Source organism: Pseudomonas sp. UM16 (assembly GCF_050312595.1).
Taxonomy (GTDB): domain Bacteria; phylum Pseudomonadota; class Gammaproteobacteria; order Pseudomonadales; family Pseudomonadaceae; genus Aquipseudomonas.
Genome location: NZ_JBNPJT010000005.1, coordinates 126,983 through 149,845 on the forward strand (window position 1 = coordinate 126,983; position 22,863 = coordinate 149,845).

Annotated in this window: 17 protein-coding genes and 1 pseudogene; 6 read left to right on the forward strand and 12 right to left on the reverse strand. The window is 58.7% G+C overall.

Going from position 1 to position 22,863, the window contains the following annotated elements; translation table 11 throughout:
- Window positions 1–2 precede the first annotated feature (2 nt).
- From aceF to ACQRAX_RS07500, 4 genes are all read left to right on the forward strand, one after another.
- Window positions 3–1,628 carry a dihydrolipoyllysine-residue acetyltransferase gene (gene aceF / locus ACQRAX_RS07485; RefSeq protein WP_412038996.1) on the forward strand — a complete coding sequence of 542 codons (1,626 nt, stop codon included), beginning with the start codon at window positions 3–5 and terminating at the stop codon, window positions 1,626–1,628.
- 288 nt (window positions 1,629–1,916) lie between these two features.
- Window positions 1,917–4,610, forward strand: coding sequence for a putative bifunctional diguanylate cyclase/phosphodiesterase (locus ACQRAX_RS07490; RefSeq protein ID WP_412038995.1), 2,694 nt, complete (start codon window positions 1,917–1,919; stop codon window positions 4,608–4,610).
- Between the two features lie 69 nt (window positions 4,611–4,679).
- Entirely contained in the window at window positions 4,680–5,345 is a 666-nt protein-coding gene (gene msrA, locus ACQRAX_RS07495) for a peptide-methionine (S)-S-oxide reductase MsrA (protein ID WP_412038994.1), read from the forward strand.
- Window positions 5,346–5,354: 9 nt separating this feature from the next.
- Window positions 5,355–5,987: a glutathione S-transferase gene (locus ACQRAX_RS07500; RefSeq protein WP_412038993.1), complete on the forward strand. Its 633-nt coding sequence runs from the start codon at window positions 5,355–5,357 to the stop codon at window positions 5,985–5,987.
- Between the two features lie 177 nt (window positions 5,988–6,164).
- Here the strand turns inward: ACQRAX_RS07500 and creD are convergent, their stop codons facing one another.
- From creD to ACQRAX_RS07520, 4 genes are all read right to left on the reverse strand, one after another.
- Entirely contained in the window at window positions 6,165–7,493 is a 1,329-nt protein-coding gene (gene creD, locus ACQRAX_RS07505) for a cell envelope integrity protein CreD (RefSeq protein ID WP_412038992.1), read from the reverse strand.
- A gap of 96 nt (window positions 7,494–7,589) precedes the next feature.
- Window positions 7,590–9,023 carry a two-component system sensor histidine kinase CreC gene (gene creC, locus ACQRAX_RS07510; protein WP_412038991.1) on the reverse strand — a complete coding sequence of 478 codons (1,434 nt, stop codon included), beginning with the start codon at window positions 9,021–9,023 and terminating at the stop codon, window positions 7,590–7,592.
- The gene (gene creB / locus ACQRAX_RS07515) at window positions 9,023–9,706 is read right to left on the reverse strand and encodes a two-component system response regulator CreB (RefSeq protein WP_412038990.1); all 684 of its coding nucleotides are present in this window, start codon (window positions 9,704–9,706) and stop codon (window positions 9,023–9,025) included. Before creB ends, creC begins: the two co-directional genes overlap by 1 nt.
- A gap of 109 nt (window positions 9,707–9,815) precedes the next feature.
- The gene (locus ACQRAX_RS07520) at window positions 9,816–10,319 is read right to left on the reverse strand and encodes an ATP-dependent zinc protease family protein (protein WP_412038989.1); all 504 of its coding nucleotides are present in this window, start codon (window positions 10,317–10,319) and stop codon (window positions 9,816–9,818) included.
- A gap of 181 nt (window positions 10,320–10,500) precedes the next feature.
- Here ACQRAX_RS07520 and ACQRAX_RS07525 point away from each other — a divergent pair, with 181 nt between their 5' ends.
- Window positions 10,501–11,388: an acyltransferase gene (locus ACQRAX_RS07525; protein WP_412038988.1), complete on the forward strand. Its 888-nt coding sequence runs from the start codon at window positions 10,501–10,503 to the stop codon at window positions 11,386–11,388.
- 124 nt (window positions 11,389–11,512) lie between these two features.
- Entirely contained in the window at window positions 11,513–12,877 is a 1,365-nt protein-coding gene (locus ACQRAX_RS07530) for an APC family permease (protein ID WP_412038987.1), read from the forward strand.
- Window positions 12,878–13,050: 173 nt separating this feature from the next.
- On the opposite strand, the pseudogene ACQRAX_RS07535 reads toward ACQRAX_RS07530, so the two are convergent.
- The 8 genes and pseudogenes from ACQRAX_RS07535 to ACQRAX_RS07570 form a co-directional block, all read right to left on the reverse strand.
- A pseudogene (locus ACQRAX_RS07535) lies at window positions 13,051–14,140 on the reverse strand (IS630 family transposase).
- A gap of 126 nt (window positions 14,141–14,266) precedes the next feature.
- The gene (locus tag ACQRAX_RS07540; protein ID WP_412038986.1) at window positions 14,267–15,661 is read right to left on the reverse strand and encodes a hypothetical protein; all 1,395 of its coding nucleotides are present in this window, start codon (window positions 15,659–15,661) and stop codon (window positions 14,267–14,269) included.
- A gap of 232 nt (window positions 15,662–15,893) precedes the next feature.
- Window positions 15,894–16,466 carry a DUF2780 domain-containing protein gene (locus ACQRAX_RS07545; RefSeq protein ID WP_412038985.1) on the reverse strand — a complete coding sequence of 191 codons (573 nt, stop codon included), beginning with the start codon at window positions 16,464–16,466 and terminating at the stop codon, window positions 15,894–15,896.
- 153 nt (window positions 16,467–16,619) lie between these two features.
- Complete coding sequence (fdhA, locus tag ACQRAX_RS07550) at window positions 16,620–17,819, reverse strand: formaldehyde dehydrogenase, glutathione-independent (protein WP_412038984.1); 1,200 nt, start codon at window positions 17,817–17,819, stop codon at window positions 16,620–16,622.
- Window positions 17,820–17,951: 132 nt separating this feature from the next.
- Complete coding sequence (gene purU, locus ACQRAX_RS07555; RefSeq protein ID WP_412038983.1) at window positions 17,952–18,809, reverse strand: formyltetrahydrofolate deformylase; 858 nt, start codon at window positions 18,807–18,809, stop codon at window positions 17,952–17,954.
- Between the two features lie 10 nt (window positions 18,810–18,819).
- Window positions 18,820–19,452 (reverse strand): sarcosine oxidase subunit gamma, encoded by a 633-nt coding sequence (locus ACQRAX_RS07560; RefSeq protein ID WP_412038982.1) that lies wholly within the window; start codon window positions 19,450–19,452, stop codon window positions 18,820–18,822.
- Window positions 19,453–19,505: 53 nt separating this feature from the next.
- Entirely contained in the window at window positions 19,506–22,523 is a 3,018-nt protein-coding gene (locus ACQRAX_RS07565) for a sarcosine oxidase subunit alpha (protein WP_412038981.1), read from the reverse strand.
- Entirely contained in the window at window positions 22,520–22,849 is a 330-nt protein-coding gene (locus tag ACQRAX_RS07570; protein ID WP_412038980.1) for a sarcosine oxidase subunit delta, read from the reverse strand. The genes ACQRAX_RS07565 and ACQRAX_RS07570 overlap by 4 nt, the downstream gene beginning before the upstream one ends.
- Window positions 22,850–22,863 lie beyond the last annotated feature (14 nt).

Sequence of the window (22,863 nt, forward strand, 5' to 3'; positions counted from 1 at the left end):
AAGTGAGCGAACTCATTCGCGTACCTGACATCGGCAGCGGTGAAGGTGAAATCATTGAGCTGTTCGTCAAAGTCGGCGACCGCATCGAGGCTGACCAAAGCCTGCTGACCCTGGAGTCCGACAAGGCCTCCATGGAGATCCCGGCGCCTAAGGCCGGTGTAATCAAGTCGCTGAAGGTCAAGCTGGGCGACCGCCTGAAAGAAGGTGACGAGCTGATGGAACTGGAAGTCGAGGGCGCAGCTGCTGCGCCTGAGGCTCCGGCCGCAGCACCGGCTGCCGAAGACAAACCTGCCGCAGCTCCGGCCGCTGCAGCGGCTCCGGCTCCGGCTCCGGCTCCGGCTGCCGCCACTGTTCAGGACATTCACGTTCCGGACATCGGCTCCTCGGGCAAAGCCAAGATCATCGAAGTACTGGTCAAGGTTGGTGACACGGTCGAAGCTGACCAGTCGCTGATCACCCTGGAATCGGACAAAGCCTCGATGGAGATCCCGTCTCCTGCCGCTGGCGTGGTCGAAGCCGTGATTGCCAAGCTGGACGACGAAGTCGGTACCGGCGACCTGATCCTCAAGCTGAAAGTTGCTGGCGCTGCACCCGCTGCCGCTCCAGCACCTGCTGCGGCCCCAGCGCCAGCCAAAACTGAAGCTGCACCGGCCGCTGCTCCCGCACCTGCTGCCGCCCCAGTTGCCCCTGCGGCCGCTCCAGCCGCCAGCGGTGCCAAGGTTCACGCCGGCCCTGCCGTGCGTCAGCTGGCCCGTGAGTTTGGTGTTGAGCTGAACGCTGTATCGGCCACTGGCCCGCACGGTCGTATCCTCAAGGAAGACGTGCAGGTTTACGTCAAGGCCATGATGCAGAAGGCCAAGGAAGCGCCAGCCGCCGGTGCCACCGGTGGTGCAGGCATCCCGCCGATTCCGGAAGTCGATTTCAGCCGTTTCGGCGAAATCGAAGAAGTGCCGATGACCCGCCTGATGCAGATGGGTGCTACCAACCTGCATCGCAGCTGGCTCAACGTGCCTCACGTTACCCAGTTCGATACGGCCGACATCACTGAGCTCGAAGCCTTCCGCGTTGCGCAGAAAGCGGTAGCAGAGAAGGCTGGCGTCAAGCTGACCGTACTGCCGCTGCTGCTCAAGGCCTGTGCTCACCTGCTCAAGGAACTGCCAGACTTCAACAGCTCGCTGGCACCTAGCGGCAAAGCAATCATCCGCAAGAAGTACGTTAACGTCGGTTTCGCCGTCGACACTCCGGATGGCCTGCTGGTCCCGGTGATCAAGAACGTCGACCAGAAGAGCCTGCTGCAACTGGCTGGCGAAGCGGCGGCACTGGCTGAAAAAGCCCGGACCAAAAAACTGTCGGCTGACGACATGCAAGGCGCCTGCTTCACCATCTCCAGCCTCGGCCACATTGGCGGCACCGGCTTCACGCCGATCGTCAACGCGCCGGAAGTGGCGATCCTCGGTGTTTCCAAAGCCACCATCCAGCCAGTCTGGGACGGCAAAGCCTTCCAGCCGAAACTGATGCTGCCGCTGTCGCTGTCCTACGATCACCGCGTGATCAACGGTGCAGCCGCTGCGCGCTTCACCAAGCGCCTGGGCGACCTGCTGACCGACATCCGTACCATGCTGCTGTAATGCTGTTCCCTGTCTCCCTCTACCGAGGGAGACAGGCTCCCTTTTCGAGCTGCCACGCTCGTACCTCAACCCCGTCACTTTGGCGGGGCTTTTTTTGCCTGTCTGAAATGATCACGCGGCACGTGTCCCGCGATGCTTTTTCAAGAATCGCCCCAGCCTGCCGACACAGTGGCATCAGGCCCTCTGCTGTATCGCTTGTCAGCCTCAAGCACATGATGCAACCTTGCCTGAACGCCAGGTAGCAGATTGCGCTATCTTCGCGAACAGCCTTCTTGAAGCGAGCTCTCCATGAAAAGCCAACCCGATGCCGCCAGCCGTATGGTGGCCGAGGTCGTGACGCAGTTGCCCGTGCCCTCCCGGCTCGGCATGCTGCGTTTCGAGCGGCTGAATGAAGCCAGCTGGGCGCTGCTGTACCTGGATCCGGCCTGTGAACGCCAATTTGGCATGGCTGCGGTCGACCTGTGCGCGCTGGTCGGCTCGCCCTACGCCAGCCTGATGGAACCTGAAGCTCGCTACAAACTGCATGACGCCATTCAACTGCAATTGGGCGAGCGCTCGCACTACCTGGTACGCTACACCTTGCACACCGCGCAAGGGCCGTTGCACTTGCTGGAATTGGGCGAAGCCTACAAGCAGCACAATCGCCAGTTGTTGCGCGGTTACCTGATGGTGATTGACACCCAGCCCGGCGATGGCCCGGACCTCAGCGCCGCCGACCTGGAAACCCGCAACAATCGCCTGCAGATCGCCCTGCAACTCAACCAGCAGGCACAACAGGAACAGCTCGAACACCTGGAACGGGTACGCGCCCAGCAGGAGCTGATCCTGCACCTGGCCCGTCATCGCTATAACGCCAGCAACTCGCTGCTTGAGGCTGCCGAGCTGATCACCCGCAGCGCCTGTGAAATCTACAAGATCGACTGTGCGAGCATTTGGTACCTGGAAGGGCAGCGGCTGGAGCCGATTTCCGCGTACTACCGCAACACCCAGGAATACCGCCTGCCCGATCCCATCGACGCCAGCCGCTTTCCTGACTACCTCGAGGCCCTGCACACCAGCCGCGCTATCGACGCCCACAATGCCTGCCATGACCCACGCACGCGGGAAATGGCCGAATGTCTTCGCCCACGCGATATCAACGCCATGCTTGATGCCAGTATCCGCATCGATGGCCAGGTGGTCGGCGTACTCTGCCTGGAACACACCGGTTCCCCACGGGCCTGGCAGTCAGATGAAATCGCCTTTGCCGGCGAGCTGGCCGATCAGTTCGCCCAGGTCATCAACAATCACAACCGCCGTACCGCCACCAGCGCCCTGTATCTGTTCCAACGTGCAGTAGAGCAAAGCGCCAACGCCTTTTTGCTGGTTAACCGTGACGGTGTGGTCGAGTACGTCAACCCAAGCTTCACCGCCATCACCCAGTACAGCACCGACGAGGTCCACGGCCATCGACTGTCGGAGCTGCCGGCCCTGGAAAACCTCAGCGAGCTGTTGTTCGATGCGCCCTCGAGCCTGGCCATGAGCAACAGCTGGCAAGGCGAGTTCAAGAGCCGCCGTAAAAACCTCGAGCCCTACTGGGGCCAGTTGTCGATCTCCAAGGTCTACGGCGACAACCGCGAATTGACCCATTACATCGGCATCTACGAAGACATTACCCAAAGTAAGCTGGCCCAGCAGCGCATCGAGCGTCTGGCCTACACCGACAACCTGACCAACCTGGGCAACCGTCCGGCATTCATCCGCAACCTCGACGAACGTTTCGCCTCCGACAACGACAGCCCCATTTGCCTGCTGCTGGTGGACATCGACAACTTCAAGCGGATCAACGACAGCCTCGGCCACCAGACCGGTGACAAACTGCTGATCAGCCTGGCCCGCCGCTTGCGCAACAGCCTCAGTGCCGGCGGCAGCCTGGCGCGATTTGCCAGCAACGAATTTGCCGTGTTGCTGGAAGACACCGACCTCAAAGGCGGCCAACAGATTGCCCAGCAACTGCTCAAGACCCTCGACAAACCGTTGTTTGTCGACAACCAGTTGATCAACGTTACCGGCTCCGTCGGCCTGGCCTGTGCGCCACTGCATGGCCGCGATCCGCAGACACTGATGAAAAACGCCGGGCTCGCCCTGCACAAGGCCAAGGCCAACGGCAAACATCAGGCCCAGGTATTCACCGAAGCGCTAAATGCCGAAGCCAGCTACAAACTGTTCGTCGAGAACAACCTGCGCCGTGCCCTGACCCAGAACGAGCTGGATGTGTTCTACCAGCCCAAGCTGTGCTTGCGCAGCGGTCGTCTGCTGGGCCTGGAAGCCTTGCTGCGCTGGAACCACCCGGACAAGGGCATGATCCGCCCGGACCAGTTCATCAGCGTCGCCGAAGAAACCGGCCTGATTATCCCGATCGGCAAATGGATCGCCCGTCAGGCCTGCCGTATGAGCCAGCAATTGCGCACACAAGGGTTGGGTAACCTGCAGGTGGCGATCAACCTGTCGCCCAAACAGTTTTCCGATCCGGACTTGGTCGCCTCAATTGCCAACATTCTCAAGGAAGAAGCCCTGCCGCCGCACTTGCTGGAGCTGGAGCTGACCGAAGGCCTGCTGCTCGAAGCCACCGACGACACTCACCGCCAGCTCGACCAGCTCAAGCAACTGGGCCTGACCCTGGCCATGGACGACTTCGGCACCGGTTATTCCTCGCTCAGTTACCTGAAGAAGTTTCCGATCGACATCATCAAGATTGATCGCAGCTTCATCCATGAAATCCCCGACAACCAGGACGACATGGAAATCACCTCCGCGGTGATCGCCATGGCCCACAACCTCAAGCTCAAGGTGGTCGCCGAAGGCGTCGAGACCGCCGAGCAACTGGCGTTCCTGCGCCGCCATCGCTGCGACGTGGGCCAGGGCTACCTGTTCGATCGGCCGATTCCCGGCGCTGAGCTGGTCAACAAACTCAAGCGCTATCCACGCGGTCCCGGTGCCTGACAGCGGCGTAACACTCGGGCACACTACGACTCTATCCCTTATCGTCCTATCTTGAAGAGGAATGGGTTCATGGTCCTGCGCTCGGAAATCCTGGTGAACAAAAACGTCCTGCCTACCGCGGAACAGGCCCTGCCTGGCCGCGAAACCCCGATGACCCTGCCGGAGAAGCATTTCGTCTTCAAAGATACGCCGCTGCTCGGGCCGTTCTTCGAAAACGTCGACTTCGCGATCTTTGGCCTCGGATGCTTTTGGGGTGCAGAGCGGCGCTTCTGGCAGCGTGAAGGCGTGGTCAGCACCGTCGTCGGTTATGCCGGCGGCTTCACCCCGAACCCGACTTACGAAGAAGTCTGCTCGGGCCTGACCGGCCACACCGAAGTCGTACTGGTGGTGTTCGATAAAGACAAGGTCAGCTACAAAGAGCTGCTGGCAATGTTCTGGGAATTGCACAACCCGACCCAGGGCATGCGCCAGGGCAACGACATCGGCACCCAGTACCGCTCGGTGATCTACTGCACCAGCCCACAGCAGCTGAAAGAAGCGCTGGCCAGCAAAGCAGCTTATCAGGCTGAACTGACCAAGGCCGGTTTCGGCGAAATCACCACCGAGATCGACCAAGCGCCGACCGTGTATTTCGCCGAGGCCTATCACCAGCAGTACCTGGCAAAGAATCCCGAAGGCTACTGCGGCATTGGTGGCACCGGTGTCTGCCTACCGCCCAGCCTGCAAGGCAACTGAGGGTTCGCCATGTCCACCGCGAGCATGACCCTGTTCCACTCGCCGGCTTCGCCGTTCGTGCGCAAAGTCCTGGTGGTGCTGCACGAGACCGGACAGACCGACCGCGTGGCGCTGCAAACCGTTAACCTGACGCCGGTCAGCCCGGTGGCTGAACTCAACCAGGGCAATCCGGCCGGTAAAATCCCAGCCTTGCGTTTGGCCGACGGCACTGTTCTGCACGACAGCCGGGTGATCTGCGAGTACCTCGACCTGCAACATGTCGGTAATCCATTGATCCCCAAGGAAGGCTGGTCGCGCTGGCATCGCCTGACCCTTGCCTCGCTGGCCGATGCGATCATGGATGCGGCGGTACTGGCGCGTTATGAGACCTTTCTGCGCCCGGAGGAAAAGCGTTGGGACAGCTGGATCGACGCGCAGCAGGACAAGATTCGACGTGGCCTGGTCAGCCTTGAGCAGGAACACATTGCCGAGCTGACCGCGGTGTTCGACATCGCGGCCATCGGTGTGGCCTGTGCCCTGGGCTACATCGACCTGCGCATGCCAGGCTTCGGCTGGCGTGAGCAGCAGCCGCAACTGGCAGCCTGGTATGCCCAGGTCAGCCAGCGGGCTTCGATGCGGGCGACCGACCCTTCACTCACCTGACTGGCTTCCCCTCCCGTGGAGGCCGGACCTGCCAGCGATGCAGACGCCGCGCCATACCTGACACCGCAGCGATCTCATCGCCGGCAAGACCGGCTCCGACACTGACTTCAACCGTCCACAAGTTGGCAATACCCAGCGCCAACACCAGCCCCAAACGCCTTTCCTCGCGCAAGCCACTCATTGCGAGCGCCCCACGCGGGACCAATCCAAGCGGCGAGTCAGCACCATAAACACCCCCAGCAAGCCGAACAGCAACAGCGATCCCATCAACAAGGCATAGTCCTCGGCGCTGAGCAGGCCGTAGAGCATGCCGTAGAGCACCGCCAACCCCAGGGCAAAGCCCAACGCCCGCAGCAGGCTGTGCAGCACGTGGCTCAGGTAGAAACCAATCAGCAACACACAGGCACCGGCAGACAGCAGATAAGCCAGGCCAAAGCCCAGGTGTTCGGACAACGACAACAACAGCAGATAGAACAGCGCCAATGCCGCACCGACCAAGGCGTACTGAATCGGGTGCACACTGAGATTCTTGAGGATCTCAAAGAGGAAGAAGCCGGCAAAGGTCAGGGCAATGAACAGCAAGGCATATTTAATCGCCCGCTCACTCTTGAGGTACTGATCCACCGGGTCGACAAAGCTGACACCGAACGCCCGGCTATTGAATTCCTCGCACCCTTGACTGTTCACACACTGGCTCAGGGCGTCTTCCAAATTGGTGGAAAAGAACGAGGTCTGCCAGCGCGCCGAAAAGCCACCCGCGTCGACCTTGCGGTTGCTCGGCAAGTAGTTGCCGACAAAACTTGGGTGTGGCCAGTCAGCCGCCATACTGACGCTGGTGCTGCGCCCTACCGGCAATACTTGCAACTGGCCGGTGCCTTGCAGGCTGAGGTCGAAGGCATAGTCGAACAAGGTCTCAGCTTTACCGTCCAGGCTGTTGAGGACCACATGGACACCACCGCCGAACCAGCTCAGCCGAGTACCGGCCTGAAAGTCCAGGCGCTGGTCGTTGAACTGCAGTTGCAGGCCCTTTTCGATACCGCGAATGTCGCTGATCCCGACCGCGAGAAAAGCAGGGTCGAAACGGTAGTCCTCCAGGTCTTGGGTTATCCCCCAATTAGCCGGCACTTTGAATTGACCGCTGATGTGGTTATTGGCATGGAACAGACGCGTTTGGTAGATCCCTCGCGAGCGTAACTCGGTATCGATGCCGGCCTTGAGCTCGAAGGTTTCCGGCAGAAAGTACAGATGACCACTGACTTGCTTGGTTTCCTTGAAGGTTTTGCCCTCTTCGGTCTTCCAGCGTCGTTCGGTCTTGCTGTACGGCACCACTAGCATTGGCCCGCTGATCTGCTGGCTGAAGCTCGCGCTTTGAGCAATGTTCTCTACGACGTTGTCGCGCAACTCCTGACGTTCACCAATCAGACCACTGATCATCAGCAGCGGGATCAACAACAGCACAATCAGCAAGGCGATAGCGCCAAGTTTGATATTCAAGGTTCGGTTCATGGGGGCAAGACTCCGTTTTCGATGGGCAGAGTCTGCGCAATCAAAATGGAGCCCTTGCGGACGTGTGTGGAGCCAATGTGCAGAGTGTGTGAAGTTTCAATCCACGCGTTTGGCTGGCAACCACAAGCGCACGCGGACACCGTCTTCAACGTTGGCAACTTCAAGCGATCCGCCGTGCAGTTGCATGACCTCTTCGACGAAGTTCAGCCCTAGCCCTGTGCTCTTGCGCCCACTGAACGGACGCGGCAACGAGTAGAAGCGTTCACTGAGTCGAGCCATGGCATAGTCAGGAATCGCCTCCCCCTGATTGAACAGGCTCAAGGCGACCCGGGTGTCCTGTTTCTCCAATTCGAACGAAAGCAAGCCGCCGGGTGGTGTGAAGTCCAGCGCGTTGTCCAGCAGATTAGCGATGGCCTGGCGCATGAGGAAAGGCTCACACAGCAATCGGGTACTGGCCGGTACGCGCTGGCGCACCTGCAAGCGGTTGCTTTCGATTCGAGCACTCTGGGCCACTAACAGCTCGTCGATCAAGGCTGCCAGCGACACCTGTTGCTGCTCTTCCAGGGCTTGCAGTTGCTCGACCTGGGCCAGATTGAGCAAGCGCTCGATCAGATGTTGCATACGCGCGCTTTCGCTATCGATGTTGTCGGCAAAACGCTGGCGTTGCGTCTCCGGCATCGGCCCCTGGAGCAACTCTGAAGCGCCACGGATGGCCGCCAAAGGGCTCTTGAGTTCGTGGGTCAGGGTATGCACGTAACGCTCGACATAGTCCTTGCCTTCCAACTGAGTGCGCATGCGTTCCACTGCCGCCGCCAACTGCCCCAACTCGCCACCGCGATAATGTGGCAGCGCGGTACGCTCACCTTCGCTGACGGCTTGGGCGTAGTGGGTCAGGCGACGTAACGAACGGGCCAGCCACCATGACAGCCCGGCACCAACCAACAATCCCAGGCCGATCAAGCCCAGCCCCAGGTACAGCAAACGCCGCTCGGAGCGGTCGATATAGGGCTGCAAGGATTTGTTCGGCTTGGCCACGGTGACCACGCCGATAATCTCGCCTTCATCGAGAATGGGTGCTGCCACATGCATCACTGACGATTCAGGATCATCGGCATCGCTGCGGGTTGACCGCGCACCATACTCCCCGCGTAAAGTCAGGTAGACGTCGTTCCAGCGTGAATAGTCCTCACCCACCGCCACGCCACTGGAATCGAGCAAGACAATGCCCTTGGCATCCGTGACATAGATGCGGTGGTTGACCTGATTTTTCGACAGCCCCCAGATATCCGCCTTCGGTTGCCGCTGGCCGTAAGCGCGTAACAGCTGGGGCAAACGGCTCTGGCCCAAGGTGCCGGCCTTGACGTCATCGTGGAGGATTTCGGCCAGCAGATTGGCGGTATCGACCAGGGTTTCTTCGGTGGACTGGCGCACACCGGGGCGGATCTGCTCACGTACGGTGCTGAGAATGAAAAAGCCTGTCAGCCCGACAAACAGGAAGTAGACCAGGAAAATCCGGATCCCCAGGCGCATCAGCTGTGGCTCGGGCTGTAGCTGTAACCCAGGCCGCGATGAGTCTGGATCGGCTCGGCGTCGGCGGCCACCTGGCGCAGCTTGGCGCGCAGGCTCTTGATGTGGCTGTCGATGCTGCGTTCGTAACCAGCATCAGCGGCCACGCCAACAGCATCGAGCAATTGCTCACGACTGAATACGCGTTCGGGTTGTTCCAGCAGGCATTGCAACAAACGGAATTCGTGGCGAGTCAGGCTCAGGGCTTGACTGCGGTAGCTGATCTGCATGCGTAGGGTATCGACCTGAAACACCTCAGGCGTGCTGCTTACAGGCTCAACTCGTGGTGTGACGCGCTTGAGGATGGCGCGTACCCTGGCGGCGACTTCACGCGGGCTGAAGGGTTTGACGACATAGTCGTCGGCGCCAATTTCCAGGCCAACGACCCGATCGATTTCACCGTCGCGAGCACTGAGAAACATCACCGGTACTTCGCTGAAGCGCCGCAACTGCCGACAGGTTTCAAAGCCGCTGATATCCGGCAGACCAATGTCGAGGATGATCAAGTCGGCTGGGTGCTGCCGTTGTTGCTCAAGCGCCGCACTCCCCAGGGTCACCCACTCAGTGCTGTGACCATCACCTTGCAGGGCAAAAACCAGGGTATCGGCGATAGCCGCTTCGTCTTCGACAATGAGTATGTGGGGCATCTGGAGCTGCAAGCCTCAAGCTACACGCTTCAAGTAGAAGCAGATCGCGTGACGTTACACTGAACCGCTTGTTCTTGCAGCTTGTAGCTTGAAACTTACCGCTGCGCCATTAGCACTCCGGCTTTCCTGCAGTGAATCTGCGCGCTGGGTTTACCGCCGCCTTGAATTCACGCAGGGCCTTGGCACCAATCAACAACGGGTAGTTGAAGCTGCTGCGGTCGGTGAGGTTAACCTCCACCGTACGTTTGACGTCACCAAGGCATAGCTCCAGGTCCACCACCGGGCGCTTGCTGACTTCTGCCCCCTCACCGTCTTCGTCTTCATCGGCGCGGTTCTTGATCTTGCTGATGCGCGCCAGTTTGTGCTCGTAGACTTTGCCGCCGGAGTCCTTGGTCGCCAGGCGAAAACGCACCCACTCTTCACCATCACGCGTGAACAGCTCGATGTCTTTGGCCGACAACGACGCGGTCAGGGCACCGGTGTCCATCTTGGCCTTGAGGGTTTCACCACCAAACTCGGGCAGTGTGATGTATTCGTAGCGGCCATACAGGGTCGGCTCGGCAGCCATCGCCGGCAGGGCGAGTAGCGACAACAGGGCAAGTACAGATTTCACAGGGATCCGCTTCCTTGAGTTAAGACAGTGTTTAGACTGCGCAAGCAGGATAGGTTCGCGCCAATAGCTTATTCAACACAAAGTGAAACATTTGTTCCGCGCCAGCAGACTTGGGGATTTGGCTTAAACCGATAGGCTGCTTATCATTGCCGGCCGCTTACTTGAATATAAGAGCTTTCTTATGCGCCGCTTACTGACGGGCATTCTCGTGACCACGCTGTTGCTGCTCAACACCTTGGTCCTGATCGGCCCATTGCTGGTCTTTGCCCTGTTCAAACTGGTCCTGCCGGGCCGTTACCGCGACTACGCCTCTTGGGCAGTGATGTGGGTCGCCGAGACCTGGTCTGAAATCGACAAGCTGATTTTCCGCCTGTGCATCCCTACGGTATGGGATGTGCGCGGTGCTGATGACCTGCGCTTGGACACGTCCTACCTGGCCATCAGTAACCACCAGAGTTGGGTCGATATCCCGGCGCTGATCCAGGCCCTGAACCGACGCATTCCGTTCTTCAAGTTCTTCCTGAAAAAAGAGCTGATATGGGTGCCACTGCTGGGCCTGGCCTGGTGGGCGCTGGATTATCCGTTCATGAAGCGCTACAGCAAGGCGTTTCTCGCTAAGCATCCACAACTCAAAGGCCAGGACCTGGAGATCACCAAGGCCGCCTGCGAGTTGTTCAAACGCCAGCCGGTGACCGTGGTCAACTATCTGGAAGGTACGCGTTTCACCGAAGCCAAGCGCATGGCTCAGCAATCACCCTTCAAGCACTTACTCAAACCCAAGGCGGGTGGCGTGGCTTTTGTGTTGGCGGCGCTGGGTGAACAGCTGGATGCCCTGCTCGACGTCACCATTGTCTATCCCGGCGAGAAGGCTCCAGGCTTCTGGGACCTGCTCAGTGGTGCGGTACCCAAGGTGATCATCGACATCCAAGTACGCGAACTGGACCCGGCACTGTGGAACGGTGATTACGAAAACGATCCGGTTGTGCGCCAGGCAGTGCAGGACTGGGTCAACCAGTTGTGGCGCGACAAAGATGCGCGGATCGAAACCTTACGCGCGCAGCTGCGCTAAACAACTGTGCTAGCCGATTAAAATCTGTATTAATAATTAAGAAAAGGGAATTTTTGTTTGCTATTGCTGGTTTAACTGGATAAAAATCGATCAACAAACAATTACAAAAAGCCAGGATCGATCAATGGCCAACCAACCAAGCAACGCTGCCCAGGCAGATTCCGCGCAACTGCGCCGTGTCCTCGGCCTTCCCGCCCTGGTGTTCTTCGGCCTGGTTTACATGGTCCCGCTGACCATCTTCACCACCTACGGCATCGTCACCGAGCTCACCGGTGGCCGCACCGCCGGGGCCTACCTGGTAACGCTGCTGGCCATGCTCTTCACGGCTACTTCCTACAGCTTCATGGTCCGGCGTTTTCCGGTTGCCGGTTCTGCCTACTCCTACACCAACCTGGCCTTTGGACCGAGCATCGGCTTTCTCGCCGGCTGGTCACTGCTGCTCGACTACCTGTTCATCCCGATGATCAATTACCTGCTCATCGGTCTGTTCCTGAACATTGCCTTCCCGAGCATTCCGGTGTGGACCATCATCCTCGCTTCGATCGCTCTGGTTACCGTACTCAACGTGGTCGGCATTCATTCGGTGGCCAAGGCCAGCAACTTGATTGTCGGAGCACAAATCATCTTTATCGGTGTGTTCGTCGCGCTGTCGTTCAAGACGTTGGGCGGCGGGCAGCCGGTCGATTTGCTCGCGCCGTTGCTCGGTGATGGCAGCCAGCCGGGCTTCAATCATTTGATGGCCGGTGCGGCGGTACTGTGTCTGTCCTTCCTCGGCTTTGACGCGGTGTCGACTCTCGCTGAAGAAACCAAGGATCCGCAGCGCACCGTGCCGCGGGCAATCATCCTCACCACGCTGGGCGCCGGCGTGCTATTCACTCTCCTCGCCTACATCAGCCAGCTGGTGCTGCCCGGCAGCCATTTCGTCAATACCGACGCGGCGGCCAACGAGGTAATGTTCAAAGCGGGCGGACAGTTCCTGGCCAACTTCTTCACCGCCGCCTACGTCGCTGGCAGCCTGGGCTCGGCCCTGGCTTCGCAAGCAGCGGTATCGCGAATTCTCTACACCATGGGCCGTGACAAGGTCTTGCCACAGCGCTCATTTGGCCAGCTATCGCAGCGCTTCGGCACGCCGGTATTTGCCACGCTGCTGGTGTCGGGGTTCTCCCTACTCGCGTTGGTAATTGATCTGGCTACACTGGCCTCATTGATCAGCTTCGGTGCGCTGGTGGCTTTCTCAGCGGTAAACCTCGCAGTGGTGCGTACTCACCTGGTCAATCAAACCACGCACCGAAACTTCAAGGGCTTGCTGTGCTATGGGGCGATTCCGCTGATCGGCCTGTGCCTGACCTTGTGGCTGTGGACCAGCCTGTCAACGCTGACGCTAGTCATCGGCCTGTGCTGGTTCAGCGCAGGGCTTGCGTACTTGGCTGTACTTACGGCTGGCTTCCGCCGCCCGGTTCGGTTGGTAGACTTCTCTGAGGTCGGTTGAGCATCAATGAATATCTAGGCTCTGTATGAAAAATTTTGAGACAAAGGTCAGGCAAGGCGAAAACAGCCGAGGAAGCGGAGTTTACGGGTTGTAAATGAGCATTCCGAGGCTGTTTTCAACGCAGCATCACCGAGTATCAAGGCTTTTCGTACAGATCCTAGTGTCCCGAGCGCTTAATTCATTAGCTTATTTTTCATCGCACTCAGCTTTGCCATATGTACCGAACTGATGATGGCCTCTGCCGTTCTGTTCCATTTGAACGGCTTTGCCGAATGCTCGTTGGGGGCAGTGATGAATTGGCGGATCGCAGCTTTCAGATCAGTGACGCTGGTGAAGACGCCTCGATACAGCGCCCGTCTCTCTAACTGCGAAAACCAGCCTTCCACTGCGTTCAGCCAAGACGTGCTGGTCGGTGTGAAGTGCAGCTTGAAGCGCGGATGCTTTTCCAGCCAAGCCTTGATCGCAGCGGTTTTGTGGGTCGAACTGTTGTCCAGAATCACATGGATATCCAGGTCAGCAGGCGTGTTGCTATCAATCTGGCGGAGAAAATCCAGGAACTCCTTGGCACGGTGCCGCTGAGTGATCCGGCCCATCACTTCACCCGTCATGATGTCGAACGCGGCGTACAAACTTGCCGTGCCATGGCGCTTGTAATCATGGGTTCGCCGCTCAATCTGACCAGGCCGAAGTTGCAGCATTGGCTGAGTACGATCCAGTGCCTGGATCTGGGTTTTCTCGTCAACCGAGCACCATGGCGTTGTCTGGAGGGCTCAGATAGAGCCCGACCACATCAATGACTTTTTCGGCGAAGTGCGGGTCATTGCTGATTTTAAAGGTCTTCAGGCGGTGCGGTTTGAGATCGGAGGCAGCCCAGATTTGTCGAACTTGCCAAGTGGTAACGCGCGCGTATTTCGCCATCAACCGAACGCTCCAATGCGTTGCTTCCTTGGGAACCCGCTGAGTTGTCAGCATCAGGATTTCCTTGACCTTCTCAGCACTCAGCTTCAAAGGCTGACCGCTACGCGGCAGGTCTCTCAGGCCCTCAATCCCCGACTCCAGATAGCGTTTTCGCCACTTGAAGACCGTCGGAGAGGTAATCTGTAACTGGCCACAGATGGCCAGGGGCGTCCCCCCTTCAGCGAGCAAAAGGAGTATCCGCGCCCGTTGGCCGAGGCTTTGCTCCAAAGTACCCATGCGCAACCAACCTTGAAGCGTGATGACGTCGGCGGGTTGCAGTACGAAAGGAGCAACTGGTCGGGGCATGTCTGGAACCATCTGGAAGCGAGGGGCACACAGTACATCTTTATGCGTTAATAAATTAACTAACCGCTCACGACAATAGGCGCCAAGAGGGCCGTAGTGGAGCGGCATCTTGGCGCGCAGGGGCAGCTATTCTTTAACGAGGATATTATCCACCGCGGTTCCACTCGGTGGATTGTGGATCCTAACTCTTGTGATTTTTTTACCCTGTGGTGCTACGTAGTTAACATGCCCGTACCATCTATTTTGAAAATCTACTCTTATCTCGGTTCCGTCCGTTAAGTAGGCCTCTCCTGCACTACCTGGTTCTATACGCTGAACAAACTCCAAATCAAATGAAATTTCGCTTACCGGCGCACTTGGCTCAAATATAAAGCTTTCGATGGGACTAGAAAATTGATGACCCGTATACAGATAGTGTCCTGATATATTTCTTTGCGCAGGCGTACGATCACGCACCGCCAGGAACGGTTCATCTTCAGGTACACCCCATACATAAAACCGCGCATTCGCACCTGGAAGCACAATTTCTCGCTTACCCTCTTGCAGCGGAACACTTTCGAAGTCAATTTTATCTCCAGGGATATCGCCTATGACCTGATCATCCGCCCTGAACTCAAACTTGGCTTTTTGGTTTTTATCCGCCGCGAAGGTAAGCCTAATAACTGGAACAACCTGCTGATAGTTCTGATAATAACGGCGCTGGTCATCCTGTGCAGCGGCGAGCCCTGCAGTATTGGCAACATAAAAAAACGACTGAATCGGAAGCGCTGCACCGGTGCCTGTTCTCCAGGTTGCCAATCGCAACTCGTTGTTACTATTCCAATGAGTACCAGTTAACAAATTTCTACTCAGCATGCTTTGATAAAAACGGTCAGCGGTGTTGGCTTGCCCTTCTCTTACGTTCCAGCCGCATTGGCCAAGGTATTTATTGCTCGCGCGATTGAAGTGATTCAACCATTGCTGCGCCGTGTTGACACCCTGGTCATTGCAAGGCCGACTTTCAGTAGGAAAATCTGGGCTTGCGCCACAGCCTTGCTGTGGGCGTACGTCAGTCCAACCGTCGAATGGAAAAGAGCAAAGGACTGCTATATCCGAATTTTTTCCTGCCGGCGTATCGAGGACCGGATAGAACGTATAACCATTATTATAGTTGAGCGGTAGCTGCTTGAAATTCGTATCGGTTCTGATCCAGGCAAATGACACACCACCACTTGTCACTGAGCCAGGGCTGGGGTCCCACGGAAGATAACTTTGCATGCTGACCGTCCCCCGTAGCATGACGCCAGAGCAAAGAAACGCTGGACGCGCAGCAGTACCACAATTCGCCTCTGTCCGGTTGTACCAATTGGTCAACTGCACAGCGGCGTTCTGTCCCTTTAGCGTTGTATCTGGAACAGTTGCCGTTACACCCGTGACACGCTCAACCGTCGTTGGTGCTAATACAGTGGCATCATCTTTTTCGGGCACAGCTGTACAGGCGGCCAGCAATAAAGCCAGCCAGACGAACAAATACCGTTTCATAATGGATTACTCACTTGATAGCAGAGTGATGATTAATCATTGCATTGAGCGCATGCCCTGCAATCCCACTCAACACTAATAATCACTGGGAACCGCCATGTTCCACACTATCGAGTTTCGTAACGCTCAGAAACTGGTAAAAATAATAGTTACGCCAGAAATTTTATTATGCTACATGCATGGTAAATACCCGTCGCATAACGCCACGGGCGATCAGTCGGCTATGTAGGCCTCACACTGATGGAGGACTCAGCGGTGTAGGCGTGCCCCAGAGGCCACCCAAGCTTTGCAACAGCGAACCGGCAACGCCCTGCTGACCGAGGTACTGCAAGATCAGCGGGGCAAACTGACCAATCATGCCGGTGTCCATGCCCAAAGCACTGAAGGCATTGTTCAGGTCATCGGTGCTTTTAACGTTGTCGCCCAGAGCGTTGCTCAGGGCCGACGAATTGCCGCTCTTGCCAAGCAGGTCACCCAAACCACTCAAGCCACCCAAAGCATTCTCGCCGGAGAGCAGATCCAGGCCCGGAACGGCTTTGCTCAGTTGTTCGTAGTCGGTGCTGCTCAGTTGATTACGGGCCAGGCCGAGCAAGGCGCCCGTGCCCCCGATAGCTTGTTCCGGAGTGACTTTCAGCTCGCTGCCGAGGGTATTGAGCAAGTTCGCCGAGGCGGCTGGCGCCTGTACCGCAGCACCGTCCTTGTTGCCTTGCATGGCAGAAACGGCGTTGGCCGCATCGCTGAGGTTAAAGGCGAACACCGGGCTGGCAGCCAGGGTCATCAGGGTGACCAGTGCGAAACGTTTCATGAATGGACCTCGTCAGCCGTAAAGGCAGGGGAAAACGAGGGTTTGACCCTATCGACAGGGGAATGTTCCGCTTTCGGTATTGGCCGCTTCGCCAGCAGGGTCGGCTCCCACTATCGTAGGAGCCGGCCTTGCCGGCGAAAGGTCGCTTAGCTGTCAGGCTGCACTAAACAGCTTGTGCGGATCGATCACAAACTTCTTCGGCACGCCCGCATCAAACTCGCCATAGCCCTCAGGTGCCTGGTCCAGACTAATCACCTGCACGCCCACCACTTCGGCAATGTTGATGCGGTCCCACATGATCGCCTGCATCAGCTGGCGGTTGTACTTCATCACCGGGGTTTGTCCGGTGTGGAAGCTATGCGACTTGGCCCAACCCAGACCGAAGCGGATGCTCAGGCTGCCGATCTTCGCCGCAGCATCCACCGCTCCCGGATCTTCAGTGACATACAGGCCGGGAATACCGATCTTGCCCGCAACGCGGACCACGCCCATCAACGAGTTGAGCACGGTAGCCGGCGCTTCATGCTTGGCACCGGCATGGCCATGACCACGAGCTTCGAAGCCCACGGCATCGACCGCGCAATCCACTTCCGGCTCGCCCAGCAGGTTGGCGATCTGCTCGTGCAGTGGGGTGTCCTGGGACAGGTCGGCGACTTCGAAACCTTGTGCCTTGGCGTGAGCCAGGCGCACTGGGTTCACATCACCGACGATCACCACCGCGGCGCCCAGCAGGCGTGCCGAAGCCGCCGCAGCCAGGCCCACAGGACCGGCACCGGCAATGTACACCGAGCTACCCGGGCCTACACCGGCCGTCACCGCGCCGTGATAGCCGGTCGGGAGGATGTCGGAGAGGCAGGTCAGATCACGGATTTTCTCCATGGCCTTGTCGCGGTTGGGCAGTTTCAGCAGGTTGAAATCGGCGTACGGCACCAACACGTATTCGGCCTGGCCACCAGTCCAGTCGCCCATGTCGACATAGCCGTAGGCACCACCGGCACGGGCCGGGTTAACCGTCAGACAGACGCCGGTGTGTTGTTCCTTGCAGGAGCGGCAGCGGCCACAGGCAACGTTGAAGGGCACCGAGACCAGATCGCCGATCTGCAGGTTTTCCACGTCGCGGCCCTTTTCAATCACCTCACCCGTGATTTCATGGCCCAGCACCAAGCCGACCTGAGCGGTAGTACGGCCACGGACCATATGCTGGTCGGAGCCACAGATGTTGGTGGAGACTACCCTGAGAATCACCCCGTGCTCGATCTTCTTGCCACGCGGATCCTGCATTTTCGGGTAGTCAATTTTCTGCACCTCGACCTTGCCAGCGCCGAGATACACCACACCACGATTACCAGACATGCTTTTACCTCGCTAAAGTTTGTTGTTATGTAGCGGTGCAAAGTGCGCGGCCCGAAAGCGGCGCTGAGTTACTGGAATCTGTTCTGGCCTTGAGGGCCTAATCGCCGGCAAGGCCGGCTCCTACAGGGCCTGTCAGAGCACGACTGTTCTGTTGGCGTTCAAAAATACCCGCCGCTCAATGTGATAGCCCACCGCCCGCGCCAGGGTCAGGCACTCGATGTCGCGGCCCTTGGCAATCAAGTCTTCCGGATAATGGCTGTGATCCACCGCCTCCACGCCTTGGGCAATGATCGGCCCTTCATCAAGGTCGTTGTTGATGTAGTGAGCGGTAGCCCCCACCAACTTCACACCCTTGTTGTAGGCCTGGTGATAAGGTTTGGCACCTTTGAACCCAGGCAGCAGTGAGTGGTGAATGTTGATGGCCCAACCATCAAGCTTGCGGCACAACTCCGGTGACAGCACTTGCATGTAGCGGGCAAGGATCACCAGTTCCGCGCCAGACTCTTCGATCACCTGTAGCACCTTGCGCTCCTGTGCCGGCTTGTCATGCGGATCAAGAGCAAAATGGTAGTAGGGAATGCGGTGCCAGTGAGCCAATGGCTCCAGGTCCGGGTGATTGGAGATCACCGCCACAACGTCCATGCTCAATTGCCCGATGCGCTGGCGATAGAGCAGGTCGTTGAGGCAGTGATCGGCTTTGGAAACCATGATCACCACTTTCGGCCGGTGCTTGGGCGCGGTCAGCTCAAACAGCATGCCAAAGGCCTCACCCCGCTCAGCAAGGCCTGCGCGAAAACTGACTTCGTCGAAATCATCCGGCTGACGGAATTCCACGCGAATGAAGAAGCGCCTGGACAGACGGTCATCAAACGAATGGTGCTCGGTGACGTAGCAGCGTTGCTCATACAGATAACGCGTCACCACATCCACCGTGCCGAGCAGGCTCGGACAATCAGCGGTGAGAATCCAGGTGTCCGGTGCTCGGCTCATACGACTCTCCCTAGGCTTCGATGCTCAAACCGTATTCGGCTGCCGCGTCCTGCAGCCACAGCCACCAGTAGTCGGAGAAACTGCGACGGATCAGCAGTTCCCAGGTTTCCTCGCCGGTACGGCGGATCACCAGTTGCGACTTGGCAAACACCGTGCCCACGGCCTTGCCGACGGGGAAGTTGTTTGGATGTACATCGTAGCTGGTGGACTTCATCAGCACTTCACGCACATTGCGGCCACTGAGCTCTAGCAGGGTTTGTCCACCACTGACGTTGACCACCTGGATATGCTGGCCCTCAAGGGCCTCGCGCAGCTTCTGCTCGACGGCGAACTCCTGACCGCCGGGGACGATCAGCAGCCACTCATCAGGGCCCAGCCACTGCAAGGACATATCGCCGTTGGCGACGACTGTCAGCGCAACCGGCAATTCCAAGCCCAGGGCCTTGAACACTCCGCCGGCGAAGGCCGGATCGCGGCCATCGCCGCGCAGGGTCAGGTGGCCAAGGAATTTGTGCTCACGCAGGGTGACTCCAGCGTTCTTGCGGGCCTTGCCGATCAGGCTGGGCAGGTCGGCGTGATGCAGTGGCGACTCGGCCTTGGCGTCGTTGCCGGGGCGTTGCTGATAGACGTTAATCGTGCTCATTACTCACCTGCCTTGAATTCTATAGACCTTGCACCGCGATACAGTGGGGCTGGTTAAACGTTCTGGCGCTCGCCTTTCGGATCGAAGAACACCGATGAACAGATCTGCGCTTCGATCACGCTGCCATCAGCCTGAGGCGAGTAGACCCGCTCACCCAGACGTTTGAGCCCGCCTTTGACCACACCCATCGCGAAGGAATAACCCAGGGAGTTGCTGGCATAGCTGGAGGTCACGTGACCGACCATGTCCATCGGAATCGCCTGTTTCGGATCGAACACCAGCTGCGCACCTTCTGGCAGCCATTGATTCGGGTCGACCGGCTTGAGGCCGACCAACTGCTTGCGGTTTTCACGCACGCAATCTTCGCGGTTCATCCCACGCCAGCCGATCCACGAGAACGGTTTGGTACGCCCCACACACCAGCCCATGTTCAGATCGTCCGGGGTCATCGAACCGTCGGTGTCCTGACCGACAATGATGAAGCCCTTCTCGGCCCGCAGCACGTGCATGGTTTCGGTGCCGTACGGGGTGAGGTTGTACTGTTTGCCCGCTTCGGCAATTTTCTCCAGCACGCCCATGGCATAGTTGGCCTGGATGTTGATTTCGTATGACAGCTCACCGGTGAACGAGATACGGAACACCCGTGCCGGTACGCCGGCGACCAAACCTTCTTTCCAGGTCATGAACGCAAACGCGTCCTTGTCCAGGTCAATATCGGTCACTTCGCTGAGCAGCTTGCGGCTGTTCGGGCCTGACAAGGTCAGGGTTGCCCAATGGTCGGTGACCGAGGTGAAGTACACCTTGAGCTCAGGCCATTCGGTCTGCTGGTAGATCTCCAGCCACTGCAGCACACGCGCCGCGCCGCCCGTGGTGGTGGTCATGATGAAATGGTTTTCGCCGACGCAGGCAGTCACACCGTCATCGAAGACCATGCCGTCTTCCTTGCACATCAAGCCGTAGCGCGCCTTGCCAACGTCGAGTTTGGTCCAGGCGTTGGTGTAGATACGGTTGAGGAATTCTCGGGCATCCGGGCCCTGGATATCGATCTTGCCCAGGGTCGAAGCATCCAGCAGGCCGACGCTGTCACGCACGGCCTTGCACTCACGGGCCACGGCGGCATGAAGGTCTTCGCCGTTGCGCGGGAAGTACCACGGCCGCTTCCACTGACCAACGTCTTCGAACTCGGCGCCGTTCTTCAGGTGCCAGGCGTGCAACGCGGAAAAGCGCACCGGCTCGAACAGATGACCGCAATGGCGCCCAGCCACCGCGCCGAAGGTGATCGGCGTGTAGTTGGGACGGAACATGGTGGTGCCCATTTCCGGGATGGTGATGCCCATGGAGCGGGCAGCAATGGCCAGGCCGTTGATGTTACCCAGTTTGCCTTGGTCGGTACCGAAGCCCAGTGCGGTGTAGCGTTTGACATGCTCGACCGACTCGAACCCTTCACGGGTGGCCAGCTCGATGGCGGCCGCAGTGACGTCGTTCTGCTGGTCGACGAACTGTTTCGGCGCACGCGCAGTGTTCCTGTCATGGGGCACCTGGAACAGTGCCAGCGTGGCCTCTTCTTGACGTGCCAGCACCTTTGGCAAGCTACCTGCCACAGCCTTGAAGCCTGCTTCGGTGGCAGCGCGCACGCCGCCTTCAAAACCGTCTGCCAGGCTGTCGCCCAGCGCGAACACACCGTTGATACCACCGACACACACGCGTTTCTGCGGGGCGTCGCCTGGTACGAAACCGAGAATGTCGTCACGCCAAATCGGCTTGCCCCCCAGGTGCGAAGCCAGATGCACCACCGGACTGTAGCCCCCGGAGGTAGCTACCAGGTCGCAGTCCAGCCATTCGCCGGGGCTGGCAACTTTATGCGCTTTAACGTCGATAGCGGCGACACGGGCAGCGGTAACATGCTTGCTGCCACGGGATTCGATCACCGCGCTGGAGGTAAGGATGCGGATGCCCTTGGCCCGCGCCTCTTCCACCAGCGAACCACGTGGGTTGTGACGGGCATCAGCGATGGCGACCACTTTCAGGCCGGCGTCATGCCAGTCCAGGGCTACGCGGTAGGCATGGTCGTTGTTGGTCGACAACACCAGGTTGCGGCCCGGTGCCACACCATAACGACGCACGTAGGTCGACACCGCACCGGCGAGCATGTTGCCCGGCACATCGTTGTTACCGTACACCAGCGGACGCTCGTGAGCACCCGTGGCCAGCACCACACGTTTGGCGCGCACCCGGTGCATGCGCTGGCGCACGGTGCCGATTGGCGCGCGATCACCCAGGTGGTCGGTCAGTCGCTCGTGAATGGTGAGGAAGTTGTGGTCGTGATAACCATTGACCGTAGCCCGTGGCAACAGGGTGACTTCGCGCATGCCCTTGAGCTCGGCCACGACGCTGGCGACCCATTCGGCAGCCGGTTTTCCATCGAGGGTTTCACGGCTATCGAGCAAGCTGCCACCGAACTCTTCCTGTTCGTCGGCGATGATCACCCGCGCACCGCTGCGCCCGGCGGCCAATGCCGCAGCAAGCCCGGCAGGGCCAGCGCCGACCACCAGCACATCGCAGTGCTGGCTCATGTAGTCGTAGCTGTCCGGATCGTTTTCCAAAGGTGCGCGACCCAGCCCAGCTGCCTTGCGGATGTACTTCTCGTAGGTCATCCAGAACGACTGCGGGTACATGAACGTCTTGTAGTAGAAACCCGGGGGCATCAGCTTGCCGCCGACTTTACCGAGAATACCCATGACATCAGTGTTCACGCTCGGCCAGCCGTTGGTACTGGTGGCGACCAGGCCGGAATACAACGCCTGCTGGGTAGCACGTACGTTAGGCACCTGAGTGGCTTCAGTAGCACCAATCTGCAGGATCGCGTTCGGCTCTTCGCAGCCTGCGGCAATGATCCCACGTGGGCGCGAGTACTTGAAGCTACGCCCAACGATGTCGACACCGTTGGCCAGCAGCGCGGCGGCCAGGGTGTCACCGGCATAGCCCTGGTAGGTCTGGCCGTTGAAAGTGAAGTTCAAGACTTTGCTGCGATCAATGCGACCGCCGCTGGACAGGCGATAGACCTGGCTCATACCTTTTCTCCCTGACCACTGACTGCCAACTGCGGGCTGGTGTTTTTGCCGGTCACTTGCGGCTTGGCGCCGATCGGATAAGTTTCCAGAATTTCGTAGGTCACCGTGTCACGGGTGGCGTTGAAGTACTGGCGGCAGCCGGCGGCGTGAATCCACAGCTCGTGGTGCAGGCCGCGCGGATTGTCGCGAAAGAACATGTAGTCGCCCCACTCCTCGTCGGAGCAGGCGTTAGGGTCCAGCGGCCGCGGAATATGGGCCTGGCCCGCAGCGTGGAACTCTTCCTCGGAGCGCAGCTCGCCGCAGTGGGGACAGAAGATATGCAACATGGGGACTTCTCCTG